This is a genomic window from Streptomyces sp. NPDC048565 (genome assembly GCF_040650935.1).
Classification (GTDB): Bacteria; Actinomycetota; Actinomycetes; order Streptomycetales; family Streptomycetaceae; genus Streptomyces.
The window spans coordinates 173,403-198,670 of record NZ_JBEZIH010000008.1 but is presented as its reverse complement, the minus strand read 5'-3'; the positions used below and the strand labels follow the sequence as shown (position 1 = coordinate 198,670).

The following is a 25,268-nucleotide window of genomic DNA, read 5'->3' as shown; positions in this document are numbered from 1 at the left end:
GGTTCCGGGGCGTCTGTGGCTGCTGTCTTCGCGGGCGGGGTATCCGACGGACTTGGCCTGGGAGTACCACGTCGTCCCTGGAGCAGGTCGTTCATCGAATGATCAGTGCGCGGACAGGATTTTACAGGCGCGGTGCTCGCCGGCGGGTGCGTGACCACCTGTGCCAGCGGCCTGTGAAGAGCCGTTCAACGAGCATCATCAGCGCCAAGCTCGCGACCATGATCCCGCAGGACTGGAGGGCCAGGGTGCTGAAAGGCGCTTTCCCGAGGGTCTTAGAGGCTATGAGGCCGCCGACCACGAACGCGATCGTCCCCACGAGTTGAAGCAGAACGTAGAGCGGCGCAAGGGCGTTACGCAGGCTCCCGGCCGACAGAGGCTTCGGCTGCACTCTGTGAACGTGAACCGTCACATGCTGGTCGCCACCAGCTTGATACACGCGCCCCTTGCCCGCGGCCTGGGCATGCATACTCCATCGGGAGTGCTCTTCATCGCGCCGTCCTTCGGCCGTCATGGCTGGATACTCCTGATGCTGGTGGGCAGCAAGCACATGCTTGGGGCGGGATCACAGAGGGCCGAGCTTGCGAGCAAGCGGTCGTCACCACGGCTGTACCGCCCGCGCCGGCTGAGGCCATAAGCGTCGGGTCCACGGTGTCGCCTCCCCGTTGTGCCCACATGTTCGACTGGTAGTGAATCAGTAACTCGGCTATGTGGGCTGGTGCTTCAGGCAAGAAAGGGACGTGTTGTCCGCAGTCCCATTGCGCCCCTTGGCCTCCAGTCGGTCTCGGCCAAAACCACAACGGGGTCGGGCAGGTCCGCCAGGCTCACTGATGCTCCCGCCATGCCCGGTCCAGCGCCTCGGCGGCAGCTTTCTCGGTGAGCTCCTCGATCTCCTCGGGCACCTCGCGCTCGTCGAGAACAAAGAGTCGGCCCCCGACGAGCCTGGTGGTGGGATTCCAGCCGAGGCGCCGACCCGCCTCCTGGGCAGCACGCCGGACAATCTTCAGCTCGCCCAGCTCTTCGAGGTCACCGCTGCTCAGTGAGCTGCCCGTAGTACCCCCTTGTACGTGGGCTTGACGGCGGACCTCATCAGCGATTCCAGGCGGTCGACCAGCTTCTCGTGTCGGCGCGGGGCCAGCTCGTCCTTCGCAGGCATCTGGTGACAGCTCCCCGTCCTCGGTGCGGACCCATGTGTGCCATATGTGCGCTGCGAGACCAGTGGCCCTGCCGCCCACTTGGACGACAGGGCCACTGACCTGGCGTGTCTCTGTGCCCCCGGCAGGATTCGAACCTGCGACACCCGCTTTAGGAGAGCGGTGCTCTATCCCCTGAGCTACGAAGGCGAAGACGCAGGGACCAGCGTAGCGGATTGCGGTCCGGACCGGGTCATGGATATGGGGGGTGGCCCGGGCGGCGGGTGGCTGTAGAGGGTGGCCTGCCTACTTGTCGGTATGTCCGGAGGGGCTCCGGACATACCGGGCCGCGATTGTCGGGTACCTCGTCGACCCCTGATACACCCGAGCGCGGGCGTGCGAATGGCCCGTATGAAGGCCCCTTTCCATTCAATACGCCCCCATGGTGATAAACGCACCGTTTTCAGTCGTCCAACGCAATGAATCCGCCTGTTTTCTCTCCGTAGCCATAGCGCGGACGGCAAAGGGAACGAATGGGCCTCGTCACTGTTGCCGCACGGCGAGGGGAACGCGTTGGACGTAACCGGGGATCTGACGACCGTAGGAGTGGCGGGCGCATCCGCCCTGGTCGCATCCATGACGGTGGATGGTTGGCACGGCTGCAGGCAATGGATCGCGCAGTGGTTCGGCCGAGGAGGATCGGGCACGGAGGCCCGTACGCTCACTCGGCTCGACCGTGACAGAGAGTCGCTGCTTGCTGCCCCGGAGGACGAAGCCGAGGACCGGGCAAGAGAGGTGTCGGCCTCCTGGGCTGTGCGGTTGCAGGACGCGGCAGATGAAGATCCGTCCGCGGCGGGTGAACTGCTGGAGTTCGTGTCCCGATGGAGGGCGGAGCATCCTGAGGCCGCGCAGAAGGAGACGGTGATCCGGCAGAACGCGAAGGCGAGTGGGAAGGCGCGTGTCAACCAGGTCGGCGGCAACCAGACCGTCTTCCACGCGAGGCGGACATGAGTGGCGAGGAGGAGGCCCCGGGGAGTGTTCACCAGGAGGCCGAAGCGTCCGAGAACGGTCAGGTCACCCAGGTCTCCGGGGACTACGCGGAACACCACCACACGTACGTCCGCGGATGGGAGTACCTGGGGGCGGTCGGTGTGGATCCGGCCGAACTCGCCATGGTGGAGAAGGAGTACGTCCACGCAGTGGCGGAGGCCGGCCAGGAGCGCCAGGTCGACCGTGCTGTGCGACTGCTGAAGAGGCCCGTGGGCCGGCACAACATCGTGGCCCTGACCGGAACGGCCGATACGGGGAGGCGTACGACGGCACTGCGCGTGCTCCAGGGCGTGGGCGTTGCGGGAGAGAACATCCACAGCCTCATCCTCGACTGGGACCGCCCGCGTACCGAGCAGATTCCCTGTACACCCGGGAACGGCTTCCTCCTGGACCTCTCGGACTACAGGACGCTTCCCGAGGACTTCTACCAAGGGCTGAGTGGCTATCAGAAGAAGGCCGCCAGCGTCGGCGCGTATCTCGTGATCCTGGCCGCGCCCTCTACCTGGAAACCCGGCACGATGGCCTCCATCGCCCGCGTCGAACACGCTCAGCCTTCCGGAACCGCGGTGGCCAAGGGACACCTGCGGCAGAACCGGCCCGATCGACTTGACTGGCTCGACGAAGGTCGGACCCTTGCCGCGGTGCTCAGCGCTACGACCCCGCCGGCTGTCGCGGTGCGCCTGGCCCGGATCGCCGCGGTGGCTGCCTCCGATGGCGAGGCGGACGCCAAGAGCGAGTTCGAGAACTGGCACGGCCACCTTGTGGGCTGGTTCGAGAAACATGAGGGCGTTGAGCACTTGCGTGATCGGGCGCTGCTGATCGCTGCGGCTCTGCTGGAAGGGGTGCCCGCCGATGTCGTCATGGCGGCCGGAGACCGGCTGTTCAGTGAGGTGGATGGCACGTTGCCGCCAGGTGGCGCGCTGGGCGGGCCCGATCTGGAGACCCGGCTGGAGATCATCGGGGCGGAGCGCGTCGGCGACGACGCCCTCTCCCTGAGCGAGCTGCGGCACGGCTTGCACGAAGCGGTCCTGGCGCACGTCTGGAAGCAGCGGCCGTTGCTGAGAGATGTGCTTCTGCGCTGGGCCTCGGACATCACCGGCCCCAAGGGCATCGCCGCGAAGTACCGTGGCCACGTCGCCGAGGCGATCACACGACTGGCGGCCGCCCCCGGAGGCCACGTGGTCCTGAGCGTCGTCAGCGTCTGGACTGCCATGGACACCGCCACCCACCGCAAGCTCGCGGTCGGCATCCTGGACAGCACGGCGACCCACCCCGGCATCGGAGTGGCAGTGCGAAAGCGCCTGTACGACATGGCCGGGCACAAGAAGCTCAGTGAGTCACTCGCCACCACGATCGCGGACGTCTGCGCCGGCCGCCTGGGGCAGGTCTATCCCCGTGTCGCCCTTACCCGCCTCCGGCTCCTCGCCTCGCGCACCGACCGGCGCGGCGCCGACGCCGTAGCCCGGAGCATCCGGACTCTGGCCGCCGAGAAGGACCTTCGGGACCTGGTCCTCGGCGAGATCGTCGAATGGGCCGAGGACGGTGACGCCGTGATCCGGCAGGCCGGGGCCACGGCATTCCTCGCCCTAACGGCCTTGGTCGAGGACGAGACTCCCGTCGCCCTGGAGTTCGCCGAAGCAGGGGGCGAGCCCGACCTCGCCTCTGCCACCGAGGAGGACGGAGCCGAGGGAGAACTGTTCGTGCGCGGCTGGCGGGCGGCATGGAGTCACGCGCCGACGACCGACCAGGCGATGCAAGCGCTGGCTGCCTGGCTGAACTCTCCTGCCGTACCCGACAGGCAGGTGCTGGGCACGGCGGAGGCCGTGCTCCGCGGCAACCTCGGTGACGCCGGGGTGTCCCACCTCCTTCTGGGAGTGGAGTGCGGCATCACGGAGACCGGGCGACGACGACGTCAGATCCTGCTCGAAAGCATCCTGGCGTCGGCGTCGTCCGAAGCAGCCCTTGATCCGTCGCCCGAAGGGACCTCCGAGCCGCCGGCGGACGTGACCAGTTCCGGGGTCATCGAACCGGGAGCGCTGGACGCGACACCGGTATGAGCCTGTTCGCCCGACGGCGTACGCGTCCGGGCCCGCCGCCTCTCGCCAAGCGCCCGGCGGCGGTCCCGGACGCGTCAACGACAGAGGCAGTGGCAGCGGGAGCCGTCGAACTCGACGAACGCCTCCCTAGTCGCGTGCCGAGTGTGTTCTTCACCGTGTGCATCGACGGCTCGTGGCAGCTGGCGGAAACTGGCCCGAGGGATCGCCGGGATCCGGCGGTTCTCGCACGTCACCGTCTGCGTGAGCGCACCCGACGGGCGCTCACCCGCCACACGGTGCTCGAACTCGGCGCCGCCCAGGACGCCGTGAACCTGGCCATCGCCTACCCGCCGGATCCGGTCCACGATGCGCTCACCGTGAGAGGCACTGCATCCCTGACCGTCACCGGCCCAGATCTGGCGCTGGCGGAGGAACACCTTCGCCGAGAACAGCAGGGAGACCTCGACCGAGGAGACGAACACCGTCGGCTCGTCTTCCGCCAGCGCATCCTTGCCGACCCTGATCTCCGTCCGGTCTGGTGGATCGACCGGTACCCCGAGCGCATCAACGATCTCAATCAGCTGAATACGGCAGTGCAGGGGCTCAAGCCCCCACGCAGCCTCGAACACCACGCACTGCGCGACGAGATCGTCCGCTTCATCGACCAGCTGCTCATGGACATCCGCACGCCGCACCAGCGGGAGATCTTCCTCCGAGCCCTGACCCAGACCCTGCAGGCGCTCGGCAGCACCGAACTGCATCAGACGGCCGCGGCCTGGCTCCCCACTACTCGGACCGATTCGGGAGACGACCCCGCATGAACGTGAAGACCAGACGCTGGCTCCTCGCGCCTCTACGTCAACGACGCACCTACCGCCTCATGAGGCAGCACGGCCCCGCTCTCGACTACGCGACCGCCTGGGCCCTGATAGCTCTCCGATACGCCCCGGGGGAGTTCGGCTTCATCGAGCAGGCGGCAAGGGAAGGCGGCGCAGAGGGCGGAACCGGTCTCCGCTCCGACGACTGGACCTGGCTCAGCCCCCAGGAACGCGATCGCAGAAGGCGCTGGCTCCGACGCTATGGAAGATCCCCGATACAGCGACTCGGCCTCAGTAACGACTTGCTGATGCGCGCCGGCCTCAGCGTCACGGACTGGGGCCGTCCGCATGACTGACGCAGCCGCAGCCGCAGCCGCAGCCGCGGATGGTTCTCCATGTCGGATCAACGGGGGGCGGAGAGCACTGCTCTCCTAAAGCGGGTGTCGCAGGTTCGCAGGCGGTTGACCGGCTACGTTCGAATGGTGCGGGGGATGTGGGCTCAGCGCGAGTGCGCTCGGCTGAGCACGGCGCACGGCCGAGCACTTACGCCTGCGCGCCGACAGGAGCACCTCCATCGAGCCCTGTTCGCCGGGGCCGGGTGTCCTGGGCCTGGTGGAAGCCCGCTCTGCGGTTGATGCCCCCGGCCACGCGTGTGACCGTCCTGCGGGGCAGCAGTCTTACCGCCCAGGTGGACGCCCGGTTGCTTGGCCGGCCCGGGTACGAGGTCGTCCTGCCGCGTGCGAAGTCGTCCAGTGTCTTCGCGGCGACCGCCGCGGGGGTGTCCGTTCTGCCCGGGTCCATGACGGCCGTGGTGTTGTCGAAGAAGCCGGTCGCGGTCGCGCCGGGGTGGGCAGCCATGACGCGTACCTCCGTGTTCTGGAGTTCCTCCGCGAGTGCCTCGGTGAAGGAGAGGACGAACGCCTTCGTCGCGCCGTAGCTCGCCTGGTAGGGCATGGGCAGGAACGCGGCGGTCGAGGCGACGTTGATGATCCCGCCCGAGCCGCGTTCGAGCATGCTCGTCCCGATGAGCCGGGTCATCAGCATCAGACCGGTGATGTTGAGATCGACCGACCGCAGGTTCTGATCGAGAGGGCGGTCGAAGAAGGGGCCGACGGAGCCCATCCCCGCGTTGTTCACCAGCAGATCGACGGTCAGGCCCTGCCTGTGCAGTTCTTCGACGATGGCGGCGGGGCCCGTCGGGTCCGAGAGGTCCGCTCCGATCACATGGACGTCCACCGGGTGTGCCGCGCGGATCTCGGAGGCGAGCTGATCGAGGGCCGGGGTCGAGCGGGCGACGAGAACCAGGTGCGAGCCTCGCCGGGCGAGTTCCTGGGCGTAGGCCCTCCCGAGCCCTTTGGAAGCTCCGGTGACCAAGGTGGTGGTGCCGTTGTAGCCGTACATGCGACCGGGAGCCTTTCAGTGAGGGTCGGGGGTGGGGTGCGTGGAGGGGTGGGGCGCGTGTGCGTGGTCCCCTCTCGCGTACCAGCGCCGGTAGCGGCGCAGCGCCCGATGGCGGTGGAGCCGTTCGCGCAGCAGTGCCAGGGCGGGCGACAGGGGCCTGCGGGTGTCGCGTTCCGCGCCGAGGCGTGCGAGCCGGTGGCGGACCACGGCCTGGGTCGCGGCGGCGGTCAGTGCCTTGTCCTTCCACCGCGGCTGCACCGGCTCGACGACGGTCTCCTCGCCGCTGAGCCACCGCTGCGGGAGATCCGGGACACAGGCCAGCGCCGTTGCCATGCCGGCCAGCGAGCCTCCCTGGTCAAGGACGCGCTGTGCCACCGCGGCCCGTCTGATTCCGCCGGTCACCATGACCGGCAGCCGTGCGGTGCGGATGATGTCGGAGGCCAGGTCCAGGAAGTAGGCCTCCCGTGCCAGAGTCCGCTCATCGGCGGGGTGTCCATGGGTTGCCAGGCTTTCGACGGAGCCGCCGGAGAGTTCGACCAGGTCGCAGCCGGCCGAGGCGAGTGCGTCCACGACCTGGACGGCTTCGCCCTCGTCGAATCCGCCCCGCTGGAAGTCGGCGGTGTTCAGTTTGACGGCCACCGCGAAGCCCTCGGGCACGGCGGCGCGTACGGCGTGCACCACGTCGAGGAGCATCCGCGCCCGGTTGTCCAGCTCGCCGCCCCACCGGTCGGTGCGCCGGTTGGTCAGGGGGGAGAGGAACTGGGCCAGCAAGTAGCCGTGCGCGGCGTGGATCTGTACGCCGTGGAACCCTGCCTCGGCGGCCAGCGCCGCCGTCGCGGCGAAGCGGGCGACGGTCCCGGCTATCTCCGTCTCGGTCATGGCGCGGGGCCGGCCGAACATACGGGAGTAGCGCCCGGCGTCGACCGCGACGTCCGATGCGGACAGGGCGGGACCCGGCATGTCGGAATTGACCACGCGGCCGGGGTGGTTGATCTGCATCAGGACCCGCCCGCCCGCGCCGCGTACGGCTCCGGCCCAGCGGGTGAACGGTTCGAGTGGCGTGCCGTCCTGAAGGACCACGTCGGAAGGGTCGGCCAGGGCGCTGCCGTCGATCATGACGTGGCCGGTGATCAACAGTCCGGCGCCGCCCATCGCCCAGCGCCGGTACAGCTCCAGCAGCTGCTCGCCGGGCAACTGTCCTTCGGTGGCCAGGTTTTCCTCCATCGCGGACTTCACCAGCCGGTTGGGCAGGGTCAGGCCGCCGGGGAGCACGAGCCGGTCATCGATCCTGGGCAAGGGAGGACACTCCGTCCGCAGGGCGCGCCGTGTGGCGGCACAATGTGTACAGCGCCAACAATCACTCAAGGAAGTGTTCAGTGTCAACATCTGATCGGCGGAGCTATCACCACGGTGATCTGCGTGCCGCGCTGCTCCGGTCCGCTCTGGACCTGCTGGACGCCGACGGCGCGGACGCACTGTCCCTGCGGGCCGTGGCCCGGCACGCCGGTGTCTCCGCCAACGCCCCGTACCGGCACTACCAGGACAAGGAGGCCCTGCTCGCGGCGCTGGCCGCACACGGCTTCATGGAACTCAAGGCGCGCTTCGAGGAGGCCTCGGACGGCTCGAAGGGTGGCACGGCCTCCGCCCCTGCGGACCTGGCCGGCGCTCTGGCGCCCGTGGCGCGGGCCACCGTGCACTACGCCCTCGGCCACCCTGGCCTCTTCCACCTGATGTTCGGGCATCCGTGCGTCAGTCATGCCGAGGTGAGCGCGGCCTCCGACGCGGCGTTGGCCGTCGTGACGGCGCACATCGCCGCTTTCGCGGCCCCGGAACACCGTGAGCCTCTCAAGGTCGGGGTCTGGGCACTCCTCTACGGACTCAGCCTCCTGCTGCTCGACGGTCGCCTCGGTGACCCCGAACCCCACCAGATCGACGCCCTGGTCGATTCGGTGGTGCGCACCGTGATCAGCGCCGACTGGATGTCCGGCGGTGACGTGCCCGATGCACCGGGCGCACCCGGCGTGCCCGGCGCCGGTTCGGACGAAGGGGAGCCGGTTGACGGAGGCGGGGCGCGGGCATAGCGTCGCCGGGTCGCTGAGCCAGTACGCAGTACGTGGGAGGCCGCTCGTGCCGCACAGCAGTTCATCCGGCCCGGCGGACCTCGCCCGGATCGAGGCGTCACTGACCGGCCCGGGGGCCCCGTTCGCCGTGGTGCGGGCGGAGCACGGGCCTCTCGTCTACGCGAACGGCCCGCGCACACTGCGGGAGTTCGTGGAGGCCACCTGGGCGTTCGGCGACCAGCCGTTCCTGATCTCGGGTGAACGGACGTGCTCGTACGGTGAGTTCTTCGCCGCCGCCTCCTCGCTGGCCCGGCGGCTCACCGACGCGTACGGACTCCGCCCCGGGGACCGGGCCGTGCTGGCGATGCGTAACCACCCCGAGTGGCAGATCGCCTTCTGGGCGGTGCAACTGGCAGGCCTCGTCGCCGTACCCCTCAACACCTGGTGGACCGAGGGGGAGTTCGGCTACGCGCTCGACGACTGCGAGCCTGCGGTGCTCCTGGCCGACGCCGAGCAGGTGCCGAAGGTGGTGGGCTGGGTCCGCGCGGCCGGGGCGCGGCTCGTCGTCTTCCATGATGAAGAAGCCGACGAAGACGAAGACGAAGGCGGCCCCGCGCACGCGGCAGGGCCCGAACTCCCGCCCGGGGCCGAGCGGTACGCCGACCTGCCGGAGCCCGATCCGTACGCGGCACCGCCCGAGGTGGAGATCAGGCCGGAGGACGACGCCACCATCATCTACACCTCAGGCACCACCGGGCGGCCCAAGGGTGCCGTGGCCACCCACCTCGCGCAGGCGGGCGCCGCCCTCAACCCGCGCTACCAGGCGGCCGTATCGGCGCTCTGCCGTGGCGTCGTCCCGGGCCAGGGCCCCGCGTTGGCCACCCTGATGACGTTCCCGTTCTTCCATGTCGCGGCGTTCACCGGGCTGTACGCGGCGATGGCGTCGGGCGGCGCCCTCGTCCTGATGCCGAGGTGGGACGCGGGCGAGGCCCTGCGGTTGATCCGCCGCCACGGGGTCACCCACTACGCGGGCGTTCCCGCGACCGCGCTCCAGCTGCTCGCGGCGGCGGACGCCGCGGGCGACGGCCTGGAGAGCCTGAAGGGACTGAACACCGGCGGGGCGGCGGCCCCTCCCGACCTGGTCGCGCAGCTCACGGCCCGGCACGGCGAGCGCATCGAGCCGCGCAACGGTTACGGCCTGACCGAGACCAGCGGCGGGGTGCTGGCCGCCTTCGGCGCGGCGTACCGGGCGCACCCCGACTCCGCGGGCACCCCGACGCCGGTCACCGAGACGCGGATCTCCGGACCCGCGGGCGAGGCGGTCCCGGACGGCGAGGCGGGCGAGCTGTGGTTGCGCGGCCAGTCCCTGGCACGTGGCTACTGGCGCGACGAGGCGGCGACGGCCGAGGCGTTCACGGGAGGCTGGTTCCGCACCGGGGACCTCGCTGTCGTCCGGGACGGGCGGGTGACCGTCGTGGACCGGATCAAGGACATGGTGATCCGGGGCGGCGAGAACGTGTACTGCGTGGAGATCGAGGCCGCGCTGCACGACCATCCCGACGTCCGGGACGCGGCGGTGCTCGGCGTCCCGCATCCGGTGCTGGGCGAGGAGGTCGCGGCGGTCGTCCGGGTGCGCCCGGGGTCCCTCGTCACGGCGGACGCGCTGCGGGAGCACGTGGGCCGTGGACTGGCCGCGTTCAAGGTGCCGGCCCATGTGCTGGTGACGGCGGAGCCGCTGCCCCGCAACGCCACGGGGAAGATCCTCAAGCGGGAGCTGCGCGGCGTGGTTCAGGAGTGCGCGCGAGAAGGCCGCCCTCGGGCCGGGTGACGGAGCGGCCCCGGGAGGCCCCACGGCCGGGCGCCCCGGCGGCTGGACGGTCCACGGCCCCACGGCCGGGCGCCTCGTCGGCGGGACGGTCCACGGCCTCAAGGCCGGGTGATCCGCACCCGGTAGTTCCCGTCGGCGTCCTTGTCCAGCACGGATATGCGTATGCCGTCGGTCCGGTCGGTGAACGTCTCGCCGGGCTGGAACGGGGCGTCGGAGAGCTCGGCGTGGACGTTCGGCCGCCGGGTGCAGCCGCCGCTGTCCTCGGTGCTGTCCTCGACGGACACCGGGCCCCGACCGGTGTCCACGTCGGAGCTCACCTTGTAGATGAGGACGCCGGGCCGGCAGACCGCTTCGTCGTTGCCCTCGGCGGTCCGTACCTCCACCGCGTAGCCGGACTCCGCGCTCACCGGCACGAAGGCCAGCTTCGGGCCGCCCGGCGTGGCCAGCGGCCCGAGCGTGTGCTCGCTGGTGCCGGGCATGGCGGCGCAGCTGATCTGGTCGCTGTCCAGCCAGCCGAGCTTCCACTTGTGCCAGCCCAGGAAGTCGTTGTTGGCTCCCCAGTCCTCGGACATGATGTCCCAGTGCCCCACCGAGCCGCCGCCCTCCATCGTGTAGAGGTCGGGCAGCCCGAAGACATGGCCGTTCTCGTGGGGCAGGACCCGGTAGCCGGTCTTCGCGTACGAGCCGGAGCCGTCGTCCTGGCGGCTGTAGACGAAGGACGTGTTGGCCAGCGGAGTGCCGTCGGCGAACGGGGCGTCGTCGTTGCCGGAGAAGGTCACCGACAGGACGGTGTCCAGTGCCGAGGGGCCGGCGTTCGGGGTGGCCAGGACGTTGACCAGGTCGTACGCCGAGAAGTCGACCTTCGGATCGGCGACGGACACCAGGTCCTTGACCATCTCGCGGTAGCCGGGTTCGTACGGTGAGCCGCGCTCGATCCCGTACTCGGAGAACGGCTTCGGCATCCGCAGCCAGTCCTTCACGGGTGCTTCGGGCACATAGGTGAGCCGGCCGTAGGAGCTGGTGCGGTACCAGTCGGAGGTCTGCGGGAAGAATTCCTCGAGCCGGTCGGATGCCGGTTCCGTGGCCTGCGCGTCCGGGAAGTCGATCATCAGGTTCAGTGCTTTGATCCGGCCGGTGGAGCGGGCGTAGCCGGGCGGTGTCGGCATGCCCTCCGACATCTGTACGCCCATGGTCGAGGGTATTCGGCACGGTGCGAGCCCGGTTCCCCGTGGTGCGGACGCCGGCCCGGCGGAGGCGCGGCTGGCGACGGGGAGGGTGGAGCTGGCCGTTGCCACGGTCGCGATGACCAGGGCCGTCGCTCCGGCGAGTGCGAGGGGACGGTGGTATCGGCGTATCCGGTGGCGGGGCTGCGGCATGGGGCGACGCCTTCGGGTCCGCGGCAGTCGGCCGGCCCTGACTGCGCTCTGGCGATCAGCCTCTGCCGGGTGGTGGGGGACCGCTCGTCGGGTGCGCCGATGGAGGGTTTCTGTCCGACATGCCCTGTGACGTAGATCACATGACGTGAGGGAAATAACTGGGGATCCCGTCCCCGTTTGCACGTGTGTCCCCATGAAGCGGGGACACGGTCCCCGGTTCCGATCGGGGGACCGGCCAGACACCGGAAGAAGGAAGCCGTGAAGTCCGTCGCCGACATCGCCGCCTGTGCGGCGCAGCACCGTACGACCCGCACGCGGGCCGACGCGCTGCGCAACCGGGAGCGGATCGTGACGGCCGCGCGCGAGATGTTCGTCGAGTTCGGTCCTGACGTGCCGCTCGACGAGGTCGCGCGGAGGGCGGGCGTCGGCAACGCCACGCTCTACCGGAACTTCCCCGACCGGTCGGCTCTGATCCATGAGGTCGTCCTCGCCGTCACCTCTCGCACCATCGAGAGGGCGCAGGAGGCCGTCGCGGCCGAGTCCGACCCGTTCGCCGCTCTCAGCCGCTTCGTGCACGCGGCTGCCGGCGAGAGGATCGGCGCCCTGTGCCCGATGCTGTCCGGTGGCTTCGACAGCACCCACCCCGAACTGCTCACCGAGCGCCGTCGCCTCGAAGAGGCCGTCGAGGGGCTCGTGGAGCGTGCCATGTCCGCAGGGAGGCTGCGCACCGACATCGCCGTCGGTGACGTACTCGTCGCCCTCTCCCAGCTCACCCGGCCACTGCCCGGCATCGCCTGCCCGGACATCGACCGGTTCACCCACCGCCATCTGCAGCTCTTCCTGGACGGCCTGGAAAATCCGGCCCGCTCCGAGCTGCCGGGATCGGCGGCGACCTTGGAGGACCTGCGCAGCGGGCGGTGACGCCCGCGCACCGGAGAACCGACCCACAGACTCCCGGCCCCCAGCGGCCCACCCCAGTCCCATGAAGCCGGACCGGACCTGACACGCAGGTCCGGCCGCCGGAATCGCTCGCCCTTTTTCGGCTTCGTACGCGGCCCCGTCGCGGCCCGTTCCGCCGGATTCACCACTCTTCGTGTCCTTAGGTGGCTAGTTCCATGTCGAAAACAGCCGGAACCCTTCCGGATCCCAGTCGCTGGAAAGCGTTGGCGTTCATCGCCCTCGCCCAGCTGATGGTCGTGCTCGACGCGACCATCGTGAACATCGCCCTGCCTTCCGCCCAGACCGACCTGGGCATCTCCGACGGCAACAAGCAGTGGGTGATCACCGCGTACGCGCTCGCGTTCGGCGGGCTCCTGCTCTTCGGTGGGCGCATAGCCGACCTCTGGGGCCGTAAGCGGACCTTCCTGGTAGGTCTGATCGGCTTCGCTCTGGCCTCCGCGCTCGGTGGCGCCGCCACCGGCCAGGCCATGATGTTCGGTTCGCGCGCCCTCCAGGGTGTCTTCGGCGCCCTGCTCGCACCGGCCGCGCTCTCGCTGCTCGCGGTGATGTTCACCGACGCCAAGGAGCGCGCCAAGGCCTTCGGTATCTACGGAGCCATCGCGGGTGGCGGTGGCGCGGTCGGCCTGATCCTGGGCGGCTTCCTCACCGAGTACCTGAACTGGCGCTGGACGTTCTTCGTCAACATCCCGTTCGCGATCATCGCCGCCGCGGGCGCGTACTTCGTCATCCGGGAGCCGGCCGGTGGCCGCAACCGCTCCCCGCTGGACATCCCCGGTGTCGTCCTGTCCACGCTGGGCCTGGTGTCCCTGGTCTACGGCTTCACCCGCGCCGAGTCGGCAGGATGGTCGGACTCGCTGACCATCGGCATGTTCGTCGCGGCCGGTGTGCTGCTGCTGGCCTTCGTCGTCACCGAGGCGCGGGTCAAGTCCCCGCTGCTGCCGCTGCGCGTCCTGACCGAGCGCAACCGTGGTGGTGTCTACCTCTCGCTGGGCCTCGCCATCATCGGGATGTTCGGGCTCTTCCTCTTCCTGACGTACTACCTCCAGGTCGTCCAGGGCTACTCGCCGGTGAAGACCGGCTTCGCGTTCCTGCCGATGATCGCGGGAATGATCACCGGCTCCACGCAGATCGGCGCGCGGCTGATGACCCGCGTCCCGCCGCGGCTCCTGATGGGTCCCGGCTTCCTGGTGGCGGCCGTCGGCATGCTGCTGCTGACCCAGCTGGATCTCAACACGTCCTACACGTCCGTCATCCTGCCGGGCCAGTTGCTGCTCGGCCTCGGCATGGGTACCGCGTTCATGCCGGCCATGTCGCTGGCCACGCACGGCATCGAGCCGCGTGACGCGGGGGTGGCCTCCGCGATGGTGAACACCTCGCAGCAGGTCGGCGGCGCCATCGGTACGGCGCTGCTCAACACCATCGCCGCCGGCGCCACCACGGCCTACATCGCCGATCACGCCGCAGGGGCGAGCGACCCGAAGGTGCTCCAGCTGCAGGCCATGGTCGCGGGCTTCTCCGGCGCGATCTGGTGGGCGGTCGGCATCCTGGTCGCCGCCTCGGCGATCGCGGTGACCCTGATCAACACCGGACGCCCCGGCACGGGTGCGACCGGCGGCTCGGGGGAGCTGACGGAGGGTGCCGAGGACGAGTTCAGGATCCCGGTCGTCGCGCACTGACCTGACGGGCTGCTGACAGGCATCGTGCATCTGCCCTGGTTCCGCTCAGCGGAGCCAGGGCAGATCTGTGTCCGCGCCTTCCGGCTGCAGGCCTGAGGCGATGACTCGCATGATCTCGCCGAGGTTCTTCGCCTGTTCAGGGCTGAGCCGGGAGAAAATCGCCTGGCGCACGGCATCGACATGCCCCGGTGCGGACCGCGACAGCATGGCGTAGCCCTCATCGGTGAGGATCGCGTTCTGGCCGCGCTTGTCGGTGGGGCAGTCCTCGCGGCGGACCCAGCCGTTCTTCTCCAGCCGGGCGACGGCGTGCGAGAGACGCGAGCGCGTGATCTTGGCGTCCTTGGCCAGCTCGGTCATGCGCTTGCGCCGCCGAGGGGCCTGGGAGAGGTGGACGAGCAGTCCGTAGTAGACGTGCGGCATGCCGGCATCGCGCTGCAACTGACGGTCGAGGTGGTCCTCCATGAGCGTGGTGGCCTGGAGATAGGCGCGCCACACGCTCTGCTCTTCGTCGGTGAGCCACCGGGGCCCGCCGTGGGATGCCGTGGTCATGTACTCCACTGTACGACCTTTTCTTGAAAGTTGAACTAGATAGAGCTAAGGTCTCTGGTAGTTGGAACTTGAAGTTTCAAGTTCCAACTTTACCTGTATGGAACACACATACCTTGATCGGCAGCGGAATGGGAGCGTCATGACAACCACCACGGAGCGCATGCCCGCCCTCTACCTCTCCCATGGCGCTCCGCCGCTCGCCGACGATCCGGTCTGGCCCGGCGAACTGGCCGCCTGGTCGGCCGGGCTGCCGCGCCCCAAGGCGATCCTGATGGTGTCCGCGCACTGGGAGGAGGCCCCGCTCGCCCTCGGTGCGATCGAGACCGTGCCGCTGGTCTACGACTTCTGGGGCTTTCCCGAGCACTACTACCAGGTGCGTTACGCCGCCCCGGGCGCCCCGAAGCTCGCGGACGACGTCCGTAAGCTGCTGCGCGGCGCCGGGACCCCGGTCCAGGACATCCCCGACCGTGGCCTCGACCACGGGGCGTACGTGCCGCTGGTCGAGATGTTCCCGGGTGCCGACATCCCCGTGCTCCAGATCTCGATGCCGACGCTCGATCCCCAGAAGCTGATGGCCGTCGGACGCAAGCTGGCCCCGCTGCGCGACGAGGGTGTGCTGATCGTCGGGAGCGGCTTCTTCACGCACAACCTGGCGGCGCTGCGGCATCCCGGTGGCGGCACTCCGGGCTGGTCGGCGGAGTTCGACGACTGGGGGCACCGGGCGCTCCAGGCGCAGGACATCGACTCCCTGCTGGACTTCGAGCACGTGTCACCGGCGGGCCGCCTCGCCCACCCCCGCACGGAGCACTTCGCGCCGCTGTTCGTGACCCTGGGTGCGGCCGAGGGGGAGCTCGATCAGGGGCGCAGTGTCATCGACGGCTTCTGGCTGGGCCTGGCGAAGCGCTCGGTGCAGTTCGGCTGAGCGGCCGGGCCCTCCCGAGGTGCCGGAAGCCGAAGGTGTCGTGCGGCCGCACCGGCTGGTGGCGTAGCCGAGGACATACGGCGCGTCGTGCCGGGTATCCGGACCCGAAGCAACCAGGAGCCGGTGGGGGCCGTCTTCCGGGTGGGAGTGCAACCACGGCAGGCGCTCGTCCCGGGTGAAGGCGACCGTGTCGAAGGTGAGCGCGGTCTCACGGACGTAATGGTTGTAGATGTCCGTCAGGGCCCCCAGGTCGGCCTCCACGCCTGGCCTGACCTGCACTTTTGAGGGTATCTGCACGTTGTGTCCTTATTTTATGGGCGACAGGGTACTGCATGATCTCGAAAGTGAATGGCCCCCGTGGGAATTCTGTCCGGATTCCAGTCGTTGTTTCCATCGGATGCAGGGCACCCGGGAGGGTGTCGCGACCTACTCAGCAAGGGAGCACGCATGGCAACCCGTGCCGTCGCCCGTCGTACGTCCGCCAGCACCGGCGGGACCGACCGGGCAAGCAGTGTTCGCGCCACAGGCGGGGAGATCGCCGATCGCGACCTGGTCGGCATGTACCTGGACGAGATCGCTCGCACACCACTGCTCGACGCCGCCAAGGAGGTCGAGCTCTCCCAGACGATCGAGGCGGGCGTCTTCGCCCAGCAGATCCTCGACGGAGTGGTGGAGAGCGAAGCCGGCGGAGCGAAGCGTGAGGAGCTGGAGGCGCTGGTCGCCGAGAGCGAGCGCGCCAAGGACATATTCATCCGCTCCAACCTCCGGCTCGTCGTTGCCGTGGCCAGGCGCTACCCCAGGGCGGGCCTGCCTCTGCTCGACCTGATCCAGGAGGGGAACGCGGGCCTGGTGCGCGCGGTCGAGAAGTTCGACTACGCCAAGGGCTTCAAGTTCTCCACGTACGCCACCTGGTGGATCCGGCAGGCCATCACCCGTTCCATCGCCGATCAGTCCCGCACGATCCGGCTGCCCGTCCACCTCGTCGAGGAGCTCGGCAGGATCAGGCGCGTGCAGCGTGAATTCAACCGTGAACACGGGCGCGACCCGGACCACACGGAGATCGCCGCCGAGCTCGACTCCAACGCCGAGCGCGTCGGTAACGTCCTGGACTGGGCCCGCGACCCGGTCAGCCTGAACATGTCCGTGGACGACGACGGCGACACGCAGTTCGGGGACCTGCTGGAGGACACATCCGCCGTGTCGCCCGAGCAGTCCGTCATGACGCTGCTGCGCAGCGAGGAGCTCGAGGACCTGATCGGCAAGCTCGACAACCGCACCGCCTCCATCATCAAGATGCGGTACGGCATCGAGGACGGCCGCGAGCGGACCCTCACCGAGGTGGGCAAGCAGCACGGTCTGACGCGCGAGCGGATCCGCCAGATCGAGAAGCACGCATTGCTCGAATTGAAGCGAATGGCTCACGACACGGGCTTTGACGCTGCGGCGTGAGCGAATAACCCGTAATCTCCCCATCAAGCCGGTTTTCACCGGCCCGACGACCGGTCTCCTTCCGGTCCCCTGAGCTGAGTCCCGGCGCCCACCCCCCCCGGCGCCGGGGCTCATCCATGTCGGCCCCGACTCCTGCCGAGTGACGCGGCGCGGGTCAGGCGGGCGCCCAGGCCGCTGAGGTACTCCACCAGGCGGTCGGGCCCGTGCACCTCGAACTCGCAGTCCACGAGCGCCAGCCGCAGGGCCACCCACTCCAGCGAGTCGGAGGAGACCGTGCGCAGCCGGCAGCTCTGCTCACCCGTCGCTTCCACCGCTCCGAGCGTCGCGGGCAGCCGCGCCGCCACGAAGCCCGCCGGCGCCCTGAAGGTCACGTCCAGGTGCAGCCCGGGCTGCGTACGCGCCATCGAGCGCGTCAGGAACTCCGCCGCGTCCCCGTCCCCGGTGGGCAGCTCGCGCGGGGTGAAGCGGGACCCGGTGGCGAAGGGCTCGCTGACCCGGTCCACCCGGAAGGTGCGCCAGTCCTCGCGGTCCATGTCGTACGCCACGAGATACCAGCGGCTGCCCGTGCTCACCAGGCGGTACGGCTCGGCCTGCCGTCTGGAGTCGGTGCCGTCCCCCGCCCGGTAGGCGAAGCGCAGCCGCTCCCGCCCGGTGACGGCCGAGGCGATCGTGGTGAGCGTGTGCGGGTCGATGGTCGAGCCGTCGCCGCGAGTGAGCGGCACGGTGGCGTTCTGCAAGGAGGAGACCCGGTGCCGCAGCCGGGACGGAAGGACCTGCTCCAGTTTGGCCAGGGCCCGTACGGACGCCTCGTCGACGCCTTCGATGGCGTGACCTGCCCCGGCCCGCAGGCCCACCGCGATGGCCACCGCCTCCTCGTCGTCCAGGAGGAGCGGCGGCATGGCGGAGCCCGCGACCAGGCGGTATCCGCCGACCGAACCGCGCGAGGCCTCGACCGGATAGCCGAGGTCACGGAGTCGGTCGATGTCGCGGCGGATGGTGCGCGCGGTGACGTCGAGCCGGTCGGCCAGTTCGCTGCCCGGCCACTCGCGCGGGGTCTGGAGGAGCGACAGCAGTTTCAGCAGTCGTGCCGGGGTGTCGGTCATGCGTACAGGATGCCCATCCAATAGGTCACTATCTGACCTGTTGGCCCTCTAGCTTCGCCGCATGACTTCATCCGAATCTCTGCCGGCCCTGCCGCCGCAGCCGGCGGACCGGCGTCGCTGGTTCGCGCTCGCGATCGTGATGACCGCGGCCTTCATGGACCTGGTCGATGTCACGATCGTGAACATCGCCATCCCGAGCATCACGCGGGACACCGGGGCCTCGTTCACCTCGATCCAGTGGATCACCGCCGGATACGCGCTGGCCTTCGCCGCCGGCCTGATCACCGGCGGCCGGCTCGGCGACATCCATGGCCGCAAGCGGCTCTTCCTCATCGGCATCGGCGGCTTCACGATCGCCTCCGCCCTCTGCGGCTTCGCCGCGAATCCGGAGATGCTGGTCGCCTCGCGCATCCTCCAGGGCGGCATGGCCGCGCTGATGGTGCCGCAGGTGCTGTCGATCGTGCACGCCACCTTCCCGGCGCACGAGCGCGGAAAGGTCTTCGGGTTGTTCGGGGCGATCGTCGGGCTCGGCGCGGTGTCGGGACCCCTGCTGGGCGCCCTGCTCACCGAGTGGAACTTCTTCGGTCTCGAATGGCGGCCGATCTTCCTGATCAACCTGCCGGTCGGCATCGCGGGACTGCTGCTCGGGCGGAAGTTCATCAGCGAGTCCAAGGCGCCGAAGGCCCTCCGGCTGGACCTGACCGGCGTGGCCCTGGTGACGCTCGGGCTCCTCATGCTGCTCTACCCGCTGACCCGGGGACGCGACCTGGGCTGGCCGCTCTGGGGCCATGTCTCGATGGTCGCCAGCCTCCTGGTGTTCGCTGCACTCGTCGTGTTCGAGCGCCGGAAGGCGGACCGGGACGGCTCGCCGCTCATCGAACTGTCGCTGTTCCGGGTGAAGAGCTTCGCGGCGGGCACAGCCGTGCAGCTGACCTTCGGTGTCGTCATGGGGATCTACTTCCTGGTCTGGACGCTCTACCTCCAGATGGGGCTCGGCTGGAGCGCCCTGCGCGCCGGCTCGACGGGGATCCCGTTCTCGGTCGCCGTCTCCTGCGCCGCCGGGATCTCTGTACAGAAGCTGGTGTCCCGCTTCGGCCGCAAGGTGCTTCAGGCGGGCGCGCTGCTGATGATCGCCGGGCTGCTGCTGTACATCTGGGTGGCCGGACGGTACGGATCAGCCGTCACCCCCTGGCAGATGGTGCTCCCGCTGGTGGTCATGGGCGTGGGCATGGGGCTGATCGTGGCTCCGCTGACGGACGCGGTGCTCTCCGGGGTGCCGAAGGAGCACTCCGGCTCGGCGTCCGGGCTGATCAACACGGTGCAGCAGATGGGTACGGCGCTGGGGCTCGGCCTCGTCTCGGTGGTCTTCTTCGGCTCGATCGGGGACCGGCTGCCGCCGGAGGCGATGGGTGCGGCGTTCGTGGACGCGTTCCAGCGGTCGCTGTGGTGGGTGGCCGGGGTGCTCGCGGTGATCTTCCTCGTGATGTTCGCCCTGCCTGCGAGGCCCCGGGTGAGCCCGGGTCAGATCCCGGCCTCGGACCAGGCCGAGTCCTCGGATCAGGTCCCGGCCTCGGACCGGGCCGAGGGTTCGGATCAGGCTCAGGACGACGGTCTGCCGAACGAGCCCGCGCTGACGAGCTGAACCTGCCGCACCCGGGTCAGCAGATCCGGGTGCGGTCCTCCATGGCCAGGCGCGCGGCCTGCTCGTCGTCGTAGACCTCGCACATGTGCCGGCCGTCGGGTGTGGCCGTGTGTTCGACCTCCCACAGGCTCGTCTCGCTGCCGTCCAGGAGGAGGAAGGCGTGCTCGTAGAGCGTGAAACCGGCATCCCGTCCGTCGACGTGATACTGGCGGCCGAAGACCTGGGTGATGTGGTGGGCGAAGGCGGCCCGGAGGAGTCCGGCCGTCCCGTCGCCCGGCCGGTCGCCGTTCTCCGCGCGGCGCAGGACCCGGCGGGCGTGGTCCGCCGAATTGTCCGGGGCGTACGTACGGGGCACGGGGGCGGGCGGGACGCTCATGAGCAGGGTGAACGCCTCCAGCTCGTCCCGCAGGCCCTCGTCACCGAGGGCGGGGGTGTCCCAGAAGCTACCGGCGAGGCGCGCCGCGGCGAGCTGGGCATCGCCCTCGTCGTCGTACAGCTCGTGGCGGAGGGGGGCGGGGACGACGTCTCTGCCGCCGCCGTGCACCAGCTCCCACAGGGTGACCGTGGTGCCGTCGGAGAGCAGGTAGGTGTGCTTGTAGGTCTCGCGGTGCAGCACGGCGCTGTGGTGGGACGAATGCAGGGCGCTGCTGTGCGCCAGCGCCGTCCCGAGCCGGCCGACCGTGGTGTCGGACAGGTCGAAGGAGTTGAGGGCGCATCGCAGGAGTCGCTCGAGGTGCTGCTCGGTTGTCTCGTACGGATCGCTCAAGGTGCTGTCTCCAGGCCGTTGCCGCGTGTTACCTGATGCGTGCATAACGTAGTCCCTGGGTCTGACATCGTGACCGGGGTTCGCAAAAAACGTACCGCGCACGCAGAAAGTTCCCGGCTTTTCGCCACTGCGTGCCGGCGTCCTCAGGGCGCGCCGTAGAGCTCGCCGTACGAGGGGAACGTGCCACCGGGGCCATCGACGCCCCGGGCCGCCCTGACGGCCTTCACGATGGCGCGGGCCAGGGCATCTGCCCCAGCAGCCAGAATGCCGTTGAGCGCGGCCACGGGCTCGGGGGGCAGCGGGAGCCGGCCGGTGGAGAGCGCGAAGACGGTGTCCCCGTCGGTGAGCAGATGGACCGGCCTGACGGCGCGCGCCAGCCCATCGTGCGCCGTGCCCGCGAGCTTCTGCGCCTGGGCGCGGGTGAGGGCGGCGTCGGTGGCGACGACGGCGATCGTGGTGTTGAGGTCGCTGCCCGCCCGTGGGTCGCCGCTCCGTGTGTCGGCCTCCGGCGCGCCCGCCCGTTTCGCGTGCGCCTCCCGCGCGCCCCGGATCCCGGCCAGCCGCCGGCGCGCGGCCTCGTGCACCTCCGGCGCGGGGTGCGCGGGCGGTTCCCCGGCGCCGTACTCCCCGTACAGCACCCCTGTCACCGGGTCGAGGACCGAACCGGCGGCGTTGACGACGGCCAGTGCGGCGACCGTGGTGCCTGAGGCCAGGCGGATGCTCGCCGTGCCGACACCGCCCTTGAGCCCTCCGGCCACCGCACCCGTGCCCGCGCCCACCGTGCCCTCGGGGACCTGTGCGCCCGGCTCGGAAGCGGCGGCGGCCTCCACGGCGGCACGGCCGGTCGACGCGTCGGGGCGGGCCCGCCATGCGCCGCCCCGGCCCAGATCGAAGAGGCAGGCCGCCGGAACCACCGGCACCACCTGGGAGGGGTCGGGGCCGACCTGGACGCCCCGCCCCCGCTCCTCCAGCCAGGCCATCACGCCGGACGCAGCGTCGAGGCCGTACGCGCTGCCGCCGGTCAGGACGACCGCGTCGATCCGCTGCACCAGATTGCGCGGGTCGAGCGCGTCGGTCTCCCTGGTGCCGGGACCCCCTCCTCGTACGTCGACGGCCGCCACGGCTCCGCCCTCGGGGGCGAGGACGACGGTGGTCCCGCTCAGCGCGCCCTCGCCCGGCACCCGGGCGTGCCCGACGCGGATTCCCGCGACGTCCGTGAGCGCGTCCAGCGGGCCCTGGCCGGGCCGTTCCTCGGTCATGGCGAGCTCCTCCTGAGCGAGGGTGTGTGAGTGAGTGCGGGGATGCCGCGTACCGGCGAACGTACAGGCGGCAGCCGGGGGAGGGGGAGATGTGTCGGAACGCACCACCCGGCGCGGCACCCGCCCCGGATAGAATCGGCCACATGGTCCGACCGTCCCGTGGCGACGCGCGCCCCGGGATGTGGCGGCGCGAGGCGGGCACCGTGCTGCGCGAGGTCGCACCGATCCCCGAGCAGGCGACAGCCCCTTTCGCCATCATGGCCGGGCTCCGGATTCCCCGCGTCCCCACGGAGTGGGCACCCCACGCGCATGCCCTGCACGAGCTCGTCTGGGTGCGCGGCGGGACGCTGACGTCCCGGGTGGCGGACCGCGTCTTCACCGTGTCCGAGGGGCAGGGGCTGTGGATGCCCGCCGGGCTGGTGCACGGCGGCAGGGCGACGGCGGGCGCGAGGTTCTACGAGGCCCTCTTCGCCCCCGACCGCGCGCCGGTCGCCTTCGAGGAGCCGAGGGCGATCGCGATGACGCCGCTCCTGGAGTCACTGCTGAACCATCTGTCCAGCTCGGACCTGGACGCGGCGGCCAGGGCGCGGGCGGAGTCGGTCGTGTTCGACGTGCTCCAGCCGTCGGAGCGCCAGTTCGTCCTGCAGCTGCCCGGCGACGCCCGGATCGACGCGATCGCCGAAGCCCTGCTGGACGACCCGGCCGACTGCCGCTCGCTGGAGGAGTGGGCGCGACGGCTGGGGATCAGCGAGCGCACCATCACCCGTGCGTTCCGTCACGCGACGGGGCTGTCCTTCGCGCAGTGGCGGCAGGTGCTGCGGGTGCATCAGGCGCTGACGCTGCTCTCCGACGGGCTCGACGTGACAACCGTGTCCGAGACACTCGGCTACGCGCAGCCCAGCACCTTCATCGCCTCTTTCCGGAGGGTCATGGGCACCACACCTGGCGCGTTCTTCGACGTCGCCGATGACAGCCCACGGGATGTCCGGAATCCCGTATTGCCTGTCCAAAACTCCTGATTGCCGACATGACAAGCGGAACATACCCTTCTGGAGTTAGGTAACCCTTAGTTTTGCTCGCCGGATACGGCGGAGGGTGCCGCAGTCCTGCCCCTCCGAGCATCCGGACCACCCATGTTCACAAGCCCCTCCCGGCGCGCCGACCGGCCCGTGGCCGATCCCGCCACGCCGGCGGCCTCGGCTCTCAACGGGCACGACCTGGTGCTGCGTTACAGCGGCACCCAGGTCGTCCACGGCGTCTCGCTGGCCCTGGAACCCGGCCGTGCGACCGCCCTGGTGGGGCCGAACGGCAGTGGGAAGTCCACGCTGCTGCGTGCGCTCTCCCGGCTGCACCGGGTGGACGGCGGCCGGGTCACGCTCGGCGCCCCCGACGGCCCGTCCGAGCGCGACGCGGCTCTGCTCAGCGCCCGGCAGTTCGCCCGGGAGGTCACGCTGTTCTCCCAGTCGAGGCCCGCACCCCAGGGACTGACGGTCACGGAGGTCGTGGCGTTCGGACGGCACCCCTACCGGCGCGGCTTCGCCGGGCTGACCGCCGATGACCGGAGCGCCATCGACCGCGCCATGGGTGTCACCGGTGTGCGGGAGATGTCGGGCAGGCCGGTCGGGGAGCTCTCCGGCGGCGAGATGCAGCGCGTCTGGCTCGCGGCCTGTCTGGCCCAGGACACCGGCGTCGTACTGCTGGACGAACCGACCAACCACCTGGATCTGCGCTACCAGGTCGAGACCCTCGACCTCGTACGCGATCTCGTCGAGGACCACGGCATCGCGGTCGGGATCGTGCTGCACGACCTCGACCAGGCGTCGCGCGTCGCGGACACCCTGGTCCTGATGCGCTCCGGCCGCGTGCACGCGGCGGGCGCACCCGCCGACGTCCTCACGGCCCGGAACATCGGCGAGGTCTACGACATCCGGGTCGATGTCGGCATCGACCCGCGCACGGGCCGTCTCCGCATCGACCCGATCGGACGCCACCCCGCCTGAGGCGGCCGGACGTCACCCCCGTGCCTGAAGCGGCACATCCGCCGCTGCAACTCCTCGCAACCCATCGCGCCCCCTTGCATCTCGTCGCTTCATCGCAAGAACAAGAAAGAGGATCGTTCATGAACCGTGCCCATCGCCTTGCGGCGTCAGCCTCCACAGGGCTCATAGTCCTCGCCGCAACGGCTTGCGGCACGACCGATGTCGACAAGGCCACGGCCACCAGCAGCGCCAGCGCCTCGCCCGCGTCGAAGGACTGCGCGGCGGACACCACGGCCACCTCGACGAAGCCGGTCTCCTTCAAGGACGGCGTGGGCCGGCAGGTGAAGCTCGACAAGCCGGCCAAGCGGATCGCGGTCCTGGAATGGCAGCAGGTCGAGGACGCGCTGACCCTGTGCGTCACCCCCACCGCGGTCTCCGACGCGAAGGGCTACAGCACCTGGGTCAGCGCGGAGAGGCTGCCCGGCGGGGTGACCGACATCGGCACCCGTGAGGAGCCCGACCTCGACACCCTCTACGCGGCGAAGCCCGACCTGATCGTCGTGGAGGCGTTCGACGCCGACGACGAGACCCTCGCGAAGCTGGAGAAGCGAGGCGTCCCCGTGATGGCCACGCGGGGGGCGAATCCGAAGGACCCGATCGGGAACATGCGGGACGTGTTCAGCATGATCGGCAAGGCGACGGGGCGCACCGAGCGGGCCGACCAGGTGCTCAAGGAGTTCGACGAGCACCTCGTGACGGCGAAGAAGCAGGTCAACGACGCCGATCTGCCGACGAAGGACTTCCTGTTCTTCGACGGATGGCTGGAGGGCGGCAACCTCACGATCCGCCCCTACAGCAAGGGCGCCCTGTTCACCGAGATCGGTGAAGAGCTCGGCATGAAGTCCGCGTGGACCGACGACGTCAACAAGGCCCACGGTGACGGAGGCGTCGACCCCTCCTACGGCCTCGCGCAGACCGATGTCGAGGGACTCACCTCGGTGGGCAACGCCAACCTCTTCTACGCCAATGACGAGGGGGCCGGCGGATACGTCGCCGCGATGGAGAAGAACCCGCTCTGGAAGACCATCCCGGCGGTGAAGGAAGGCCGCACGCACGCCTTCCCGGCGCGGGTGTGGGGGGCCGGGGGTCCGCGCTCCTGCGAGCAGGCGATCGACGCCTACGTCGACGTGCTCGACAAGAAGTGAGCTCACCGCACGACGTGAGCTCACCGCACGAGGTGAGCTCACCGTACGACGTGAGCACA

General features: G+C 69.9%; 22 protein-coding genes, 1 tRNA gene and 1 pseudogene. 14 read left to right on the top strand and 10 right to left on the bottom strand.

Going from position 1 to position 25,268, the window contains the following annotated elements:
* Positions 1–121: 121 nt before the first annotated feature.
* Positions 122–511 carry a hypothetical protein gene (locus AB0C75_RS12895; protein ID WP_362889953.1) on the bottom strand — a complete coding sequence of 130 codons (390 nt, stop codon included), beginning with the start codon at positions 509–511 and terminating at the stop codon, positions 122–124.
* A gap of 316 nt (positions 512–827) precedes the next feature.
* On the opposite strand from AB0C75_RS12895, the gene AB0C75_RS12890 reads away from it, so the two are divergent.
* Positions 828–1,040 (top strand): hypothetical protein, encoded by a 213-nt coding sequence (locus AB0C75_RS12890; protein ID WP_362889951.1) that lies wholly within the window; start codon positions 828–830, stop codon positions 1,038–1,040.
* Positions 1,041–1,267: 227 nt separating this feature from the next.
* Here the strand turns inward: AB0C75_RS12890 and AB0C75_RS12885 are convergent.
* Positions 1,268–1,340 (bottom strand) — tRNA-Arg (locus tag AB0C75_RS12885).
* Positions 1,341–1,703: 363 nt separating this feature from the next.
* Between AB0C75_RS12885 and AB0C75_RS12880 the strand changes: the two genes are divergently transcribed.
* The 3 genes from AB0C75_RS12880 (at position 1,704) to AB0C75_RS12870 (ending at position 5,037) form a co-directional block, all read left to right on the top strand.
* Entirely contained in the window at positions 1,704–2,141 is a 438-nt protein-coding gene (locus AB0C75_RS12880; protein ID WP_362889949.1) for a hypothetical protein, read from the top strand.
* Entirely contained in the window at positions 2,138–4,237 is a 2,100-nt protein-coding gene (locus AB0C75_RS12875) for a hypothetical protein (protein ID WP_362889947.1), read from the top strand. The genes AB0C75_RS12880 and AB0C75_RS12875 overlap by 4 nt, the downstream gene beginning before the upstream one ends.
* An 89-nt stretch (positions 4,238–4,326) precedes the next feature.
* A complete protein-coding gene (locus tag AB0C75_RS12870) occupies positions 4,327–5,037 on the top strand; it encodes a hypothetical protein (protein WP_362889945.1) in 711 nt (236 codons plus the stop codon).
* A 540-nt stretch (positions 5,038–5,577) separates the two neighbouring features.
* Here the strand turns inward: AB0C75_RS12870 and AB0C75_RS12865 are convergent.
* Entirely contained in the window at positions 5,578–6,435 is an 858-nt protein-coding gene (locus AB0C75_RS12865) for an SDR family oxidoreductase (RefSeq protein ID WP_362889943.1), read from the bottom strand.
* Between the two features lie 15 nt (positions 6,436–6,450).
* Positions 6,451–7,731: a tRNA-dihydrouridine synthase gene (locus AB0C75_RS12860; RefSeq protein ID WP_362889941.1), complete on the bottom strand. Its 1,281-nt coding sequence runs from the start codon at positions 7,729–7,731 to the stop codon at positions 6,451–6,453.
* Between the two features lie 80 nt (positions 7,732–7,811).
* On the opposite strand from AB0C75_RS12860, the gene AB0C75_RS12855 reads away from it, so the two are divergent.
* Together AB0C75_RS12855 and AB0C75_RS12850 are read left to right on the top strand one after the other, a co-directional pair.
* Positions 7,812–8,516: a TetR/AcrR family transcriptional regulator gene (locus tag AB0C75_RS12855; protein ID WP_362889939.1), complete on the top strand. Its 705-nt coding sequence runs from the start codon at positions 7,812–7,814 to the stop codon at positions 8,514–8,516.
* A 46-nt stretch (positions 8,517–8,562) separates the two neighbouring features.
* Positions 8,563–10,323, top strand: a complete 1,761-nt coding sequence (locus tag AB0C75_RS12850) for a class I adenylate-forming enzyme family protein (RefSeq protein WP_362889937.1) — start codon at positions 8,563–8,565, stop codon at positions 10,321–10,323.
* A 98-nt stretch (positions 10,324–10,421) separates the two neighbouring features.
* Here AB0C75_RS12850 and AB0C75_RS12845 read toward each other — a convergent pair whose 3' ends face one another.
* Positions 10,422–11,699, bottom strand: a complete 1,278-nt coding sequence (locus tag AB0C75_RS12845; protein ID WP_362889935.1) for a M6 family metalloprotease domain-containing protein — start codon at positions 11,697–11,699, stop codon at positions 10,422–10,424.
* A gap of 258 nt (positions 11,700–11,957) precedes the next feature.
* On the opposite strand from AB0C75_RS12845, the gene AB0C75_RS12840 reads away from it, so the two are divergent.
* Both AB0C75_RS12840 and AB0C75_RS12835 read left to right on the top strand, forming a co-directional pair.
* On the top strand, positions 11,958–12,620 hold the full coding sequence (locus AB0C75_RS12840; RefSeq protein WP_362889934.1) for a TetR/AcrR family transcriptional regulator: 663 nt from the start codon (positions 11,958–11,960) through the stop codon (positions 12,618–12,620).
* Between the two features lie 194 nt (positions 12,621–12,814).
* Positions 12,815–14,335 (top strand): MFS transporter, encoded by a 1,521-nt coding sequence (locus tag AB0C75_RS12835; RefSeq protein ID WP_362889932.1) that lies wholly within the window; start codon positions 12,815–12,817, stop codon positions 14,333–14,335.
* A 45-nt stretch (positions 14,336–14,380) separates the two neighbouring features.
* On the opposite strand, the gene AB0C75_RS12830 is transcribed toward AB0C75_RS12835, so the two are convergent.
* Complete coding sequence (locus AB0C75_RS12830; RefSeq protein WP_362889930.1) at positions 14,381–14,893, bottom strand: MarR family transcriptional regulator; 513 nt, start codon at positions 14,891–14,893, stop codon at positions 14,381–14,383.
* A gap of 130 nt (positions 14,894–15,023) precedes the next feature.
* On the opposite strand from AB0C75_RS12830, the gene AB0C75_RS12825 reads away from it, so the two are divergent.
* Positions 15,024–15,806, top strand: coding sequence for a class III extradiol ring-cleavage dioxygenase (locus AB0C75_RS12825; protein WP_362889928.1), 783 nt, complete (start codon positions 15,024–15,026; stop codon positions 15,804–15,806).
* Positions 15,807–15,860: 54 nt separating this feature from the next.
* On the opposite strand, the pseudogene AB0C75_RS12820 reads toward AB0C75_RS12825, so the two are convergent.
* Positions 15,861–16,085, bottom strand: a pseudogene (locus AB0C75_RS12820) (GNAT family N-acetyltransferase); the annotation flags it as partial.
* A 168-nt stretch (positions 16,086–16,253) separates the two neighbouring features.
* Between AB0C75_RS12820 and AB0C75_RS12815 the strand changes: the two are divergent.
* Complete coding sequence (locus AB0C75_RS12815; protein ID WP_362889927.1) at positions 16,254–17,255, top strand: sigma-70 family RNA polymerase sigma factor; 1,002 nt, start codon at positions 16,254–16,256, stop codon at positions 17,253–17,255.
* Between the two features lie 110 nt (positions 17,256–17,365).
* On the opposite strand, the gene AB0C75_RS12810 is transcribed toward AB0C75_RS12815, so the two are convergent.
* Positions 17,366–18,358 (bottom strand): transcriptional regulator, encoded by a 993-nt coding sequence (locus tag AB0C75_RS12810; RefSeq protein ID WP_362889925.1) that lies wholly within the window; start codon positions 18,356–18,358, stop codon positions 17,366–17,368.
* A 61-nt stretch (positions 18,359–18,419) separates the two neighbouring features.
* On the opposite strand from AB0C75_RS12810, the gene AB0C75_RS12805 reads away from it, so the two are divergent.
* Positions 18,420–20,000 carry an MFS transporter gene (locus AB0C75_RS12805; protein ID WP_362889923.1) on the top strand — a complete coding sequence of 527 codons (1,581 nt, stop codon included), beginning with the start codon at positions 18,420–18,422 and terminating at the stop codon, positions 19,998–20,000.
* 16 nt (positions 20,001–20,016) lie between these two features.
* On the opposite strand, the gene AB0C75_RS12800 is transcribed toward AB0C75_RS12805, so the two are convergent.
* Both AB0C75_RS12800 and AB0C75_RS12795 read right to left on the bottom strand, forming a co-directional pair.
* Complete coding sequence (locus AB0C75_RS12800) at positions 20,017–20,766, bottom strand: DUF6227 family protein (RefSeq protein WP_362889921.1); 750 nt, start codon at positions 20,764–20,766, stop codon at positions 20,017–20,019.
* 143 nt (positions 20,767–20,909) lie between these two features.
* The gene (locus tag AB0C75_RS12795; RefSeq protein ID WP_362889919.1) at positions 20,910–22,025 is read right to left on the bottom strand and encodes a P1 family peptidase; all 1,116 of its coding nucleotides are present in this window, start codon (positions 22,023–22,025) and stop codon (positions 20,910–20,912) included.
* A 143-nt stretch (positions 22,026–22,168) separates the two neighbouring features.
* Between AB0C75_RS12795 and AB0C75_RS12790 the strand changes: the two genes are divergently transcribed.
* From AB0C75_RS12790 to AB0C75_RS12780, 3 genes are all read left to right on the top strand, one after another.
* On the top strand, positions 22,169–23,044 hold the full coding sequence (locus AB0C75_RS12790; RefSeq protein ID WP_362889917.1) for a helix-turn-helix domain-containing protein: 876 nt from the start codon (positions 22,169–22,171) through the stop codon (positions 23,042–23,044).
* A 114-nt stretch (positions 23,045–23,158) separates the two neighbouring features.
* Entirely contained in the window at positions 23,159–24,025 is an 867-nt protein-coding gene (locus tag AB0C75_RS12785) for an ABC transporter ATP-binding protein (protein ID WP_362889915.1), read from the top strand.
* A 119-nt stretch (positions 24,026–24,144) separates the two neighbouring features.
* The gene (locus AB0C75_RS12780; protein ID WP_362889913.1) at positions 24,145–25,209 is read left to right on the top strand and encodes an iron-siderophore ABC transporter substrate-binding protein; all 1,065 of its coding nucleotides are present in this window, start codon (positions 24,145–24,147) and stop codon (positions 25,207–25,209) included.
* The last annotated feature ends 59 nt before the right edge of the window (positions 25,210–25,268 follow it).

Bases quoted from the DNA above. Each gene is read 5' to 3' on its own strand.
- AB0C75_RS12895 (WP_362889953.1), bottom strand. From the start codon at position 511: ATGACGGCCGAAGGACGGCGCGATGAAGAGCACTCCCGATGGAGTATG.
- AB0C75_RS12890 (WP_362889951.1), top strand. From the start codon at position 828: ATGCTCCCGCCATGCCCGGTCCAGCGCCTCGGCGGCAGCTTTCTCGGT.
- AB0C75_RS12875 (WP_362889947.1), top strand. From the start codon at position 2,138: ATGAGTGGCGAGGAGGAGGCCCCGGGGAGTGTTCACCAGGAGGCCGAA.
- AB0C75_RS12865 (WP_362889943.1), bottom strand. From the start codon at position 6,435: ATGTACGGCTACAACGGCACCACCACCTTGGTCACCGGAGCTTCCAAA.
- AB0C75_RS12845 (WP_362889935.1), bottom strand. From the start codon at position 11,699: ATGCCGCAGCCCCGCCACCGGATACGCCGATACCACCGTCCCCTCGCA.
- AB0C75_RS12835 (WP_362889932.1), top strand. From the start codon at position 12,815: ATGTCGAAAACAGCCGGAACCCTTCCGGATCCCAGTCGCTGGAAAGCG.
- AB0C75_RS12825 (WP_362889928.1), top strand. From the start codon at position 15,024: ATGACAACCACCACGGAGCGCATGCCCGCCCTCTACCTCTCCCATGGC.
- AB0C75_RS12815 (WP_362889927.1), top strand. From the start codon at position 16,254: ATGGCAACCCGTGCCGTCGCCCGTCGTACGTCCGCCAGCACCGGCGGG.
- AB0C75_RS12810 (WP_362889925.1), bottom strand. From the start codon at position 18,358: ATGACCGACACCCCGGCACGACTGCTGAAACTGCTGTCGCTCCTCCAG.
- AB0C75_RS12805 (WP_362889923.1), top strand. From the start codon at position 18,420: ATGACTTCATCCGAATCTCTGCCGGCCCTGCCGCCGCAGCCGGCGGAC.
- AB0C75_RS12795 (WP_362889919.1), bottom strand. From the start codon at position 22,025: ATGACCGAGGAACGGCCCGGCCAGGGCCCGCTGGACGCGCTCACGGAC.
- AB0C75_RS12790 (WP_362889917.1), top strand. From the start codon at position 22,169: ATGGTCCGACCGTCCCGTGGCGACGCGCGCCCCGGGATGTGGCGGCGC.
- AB0C75_RS12785 (WP_362889915.1), top strand. From the start codon at position 23,159: ATGTTCACAAGCCCCTCCCGGCGCGCCGACCGGCCCGTGGCCGATCCC.
- AB0C75_RS12780 (WP_362889913.1), top strand. From the start codon at position 24,145: ATGAACCGTGCCCATCGCCTTGCGGCGTCAGCCTCCACAGGGCTCATA.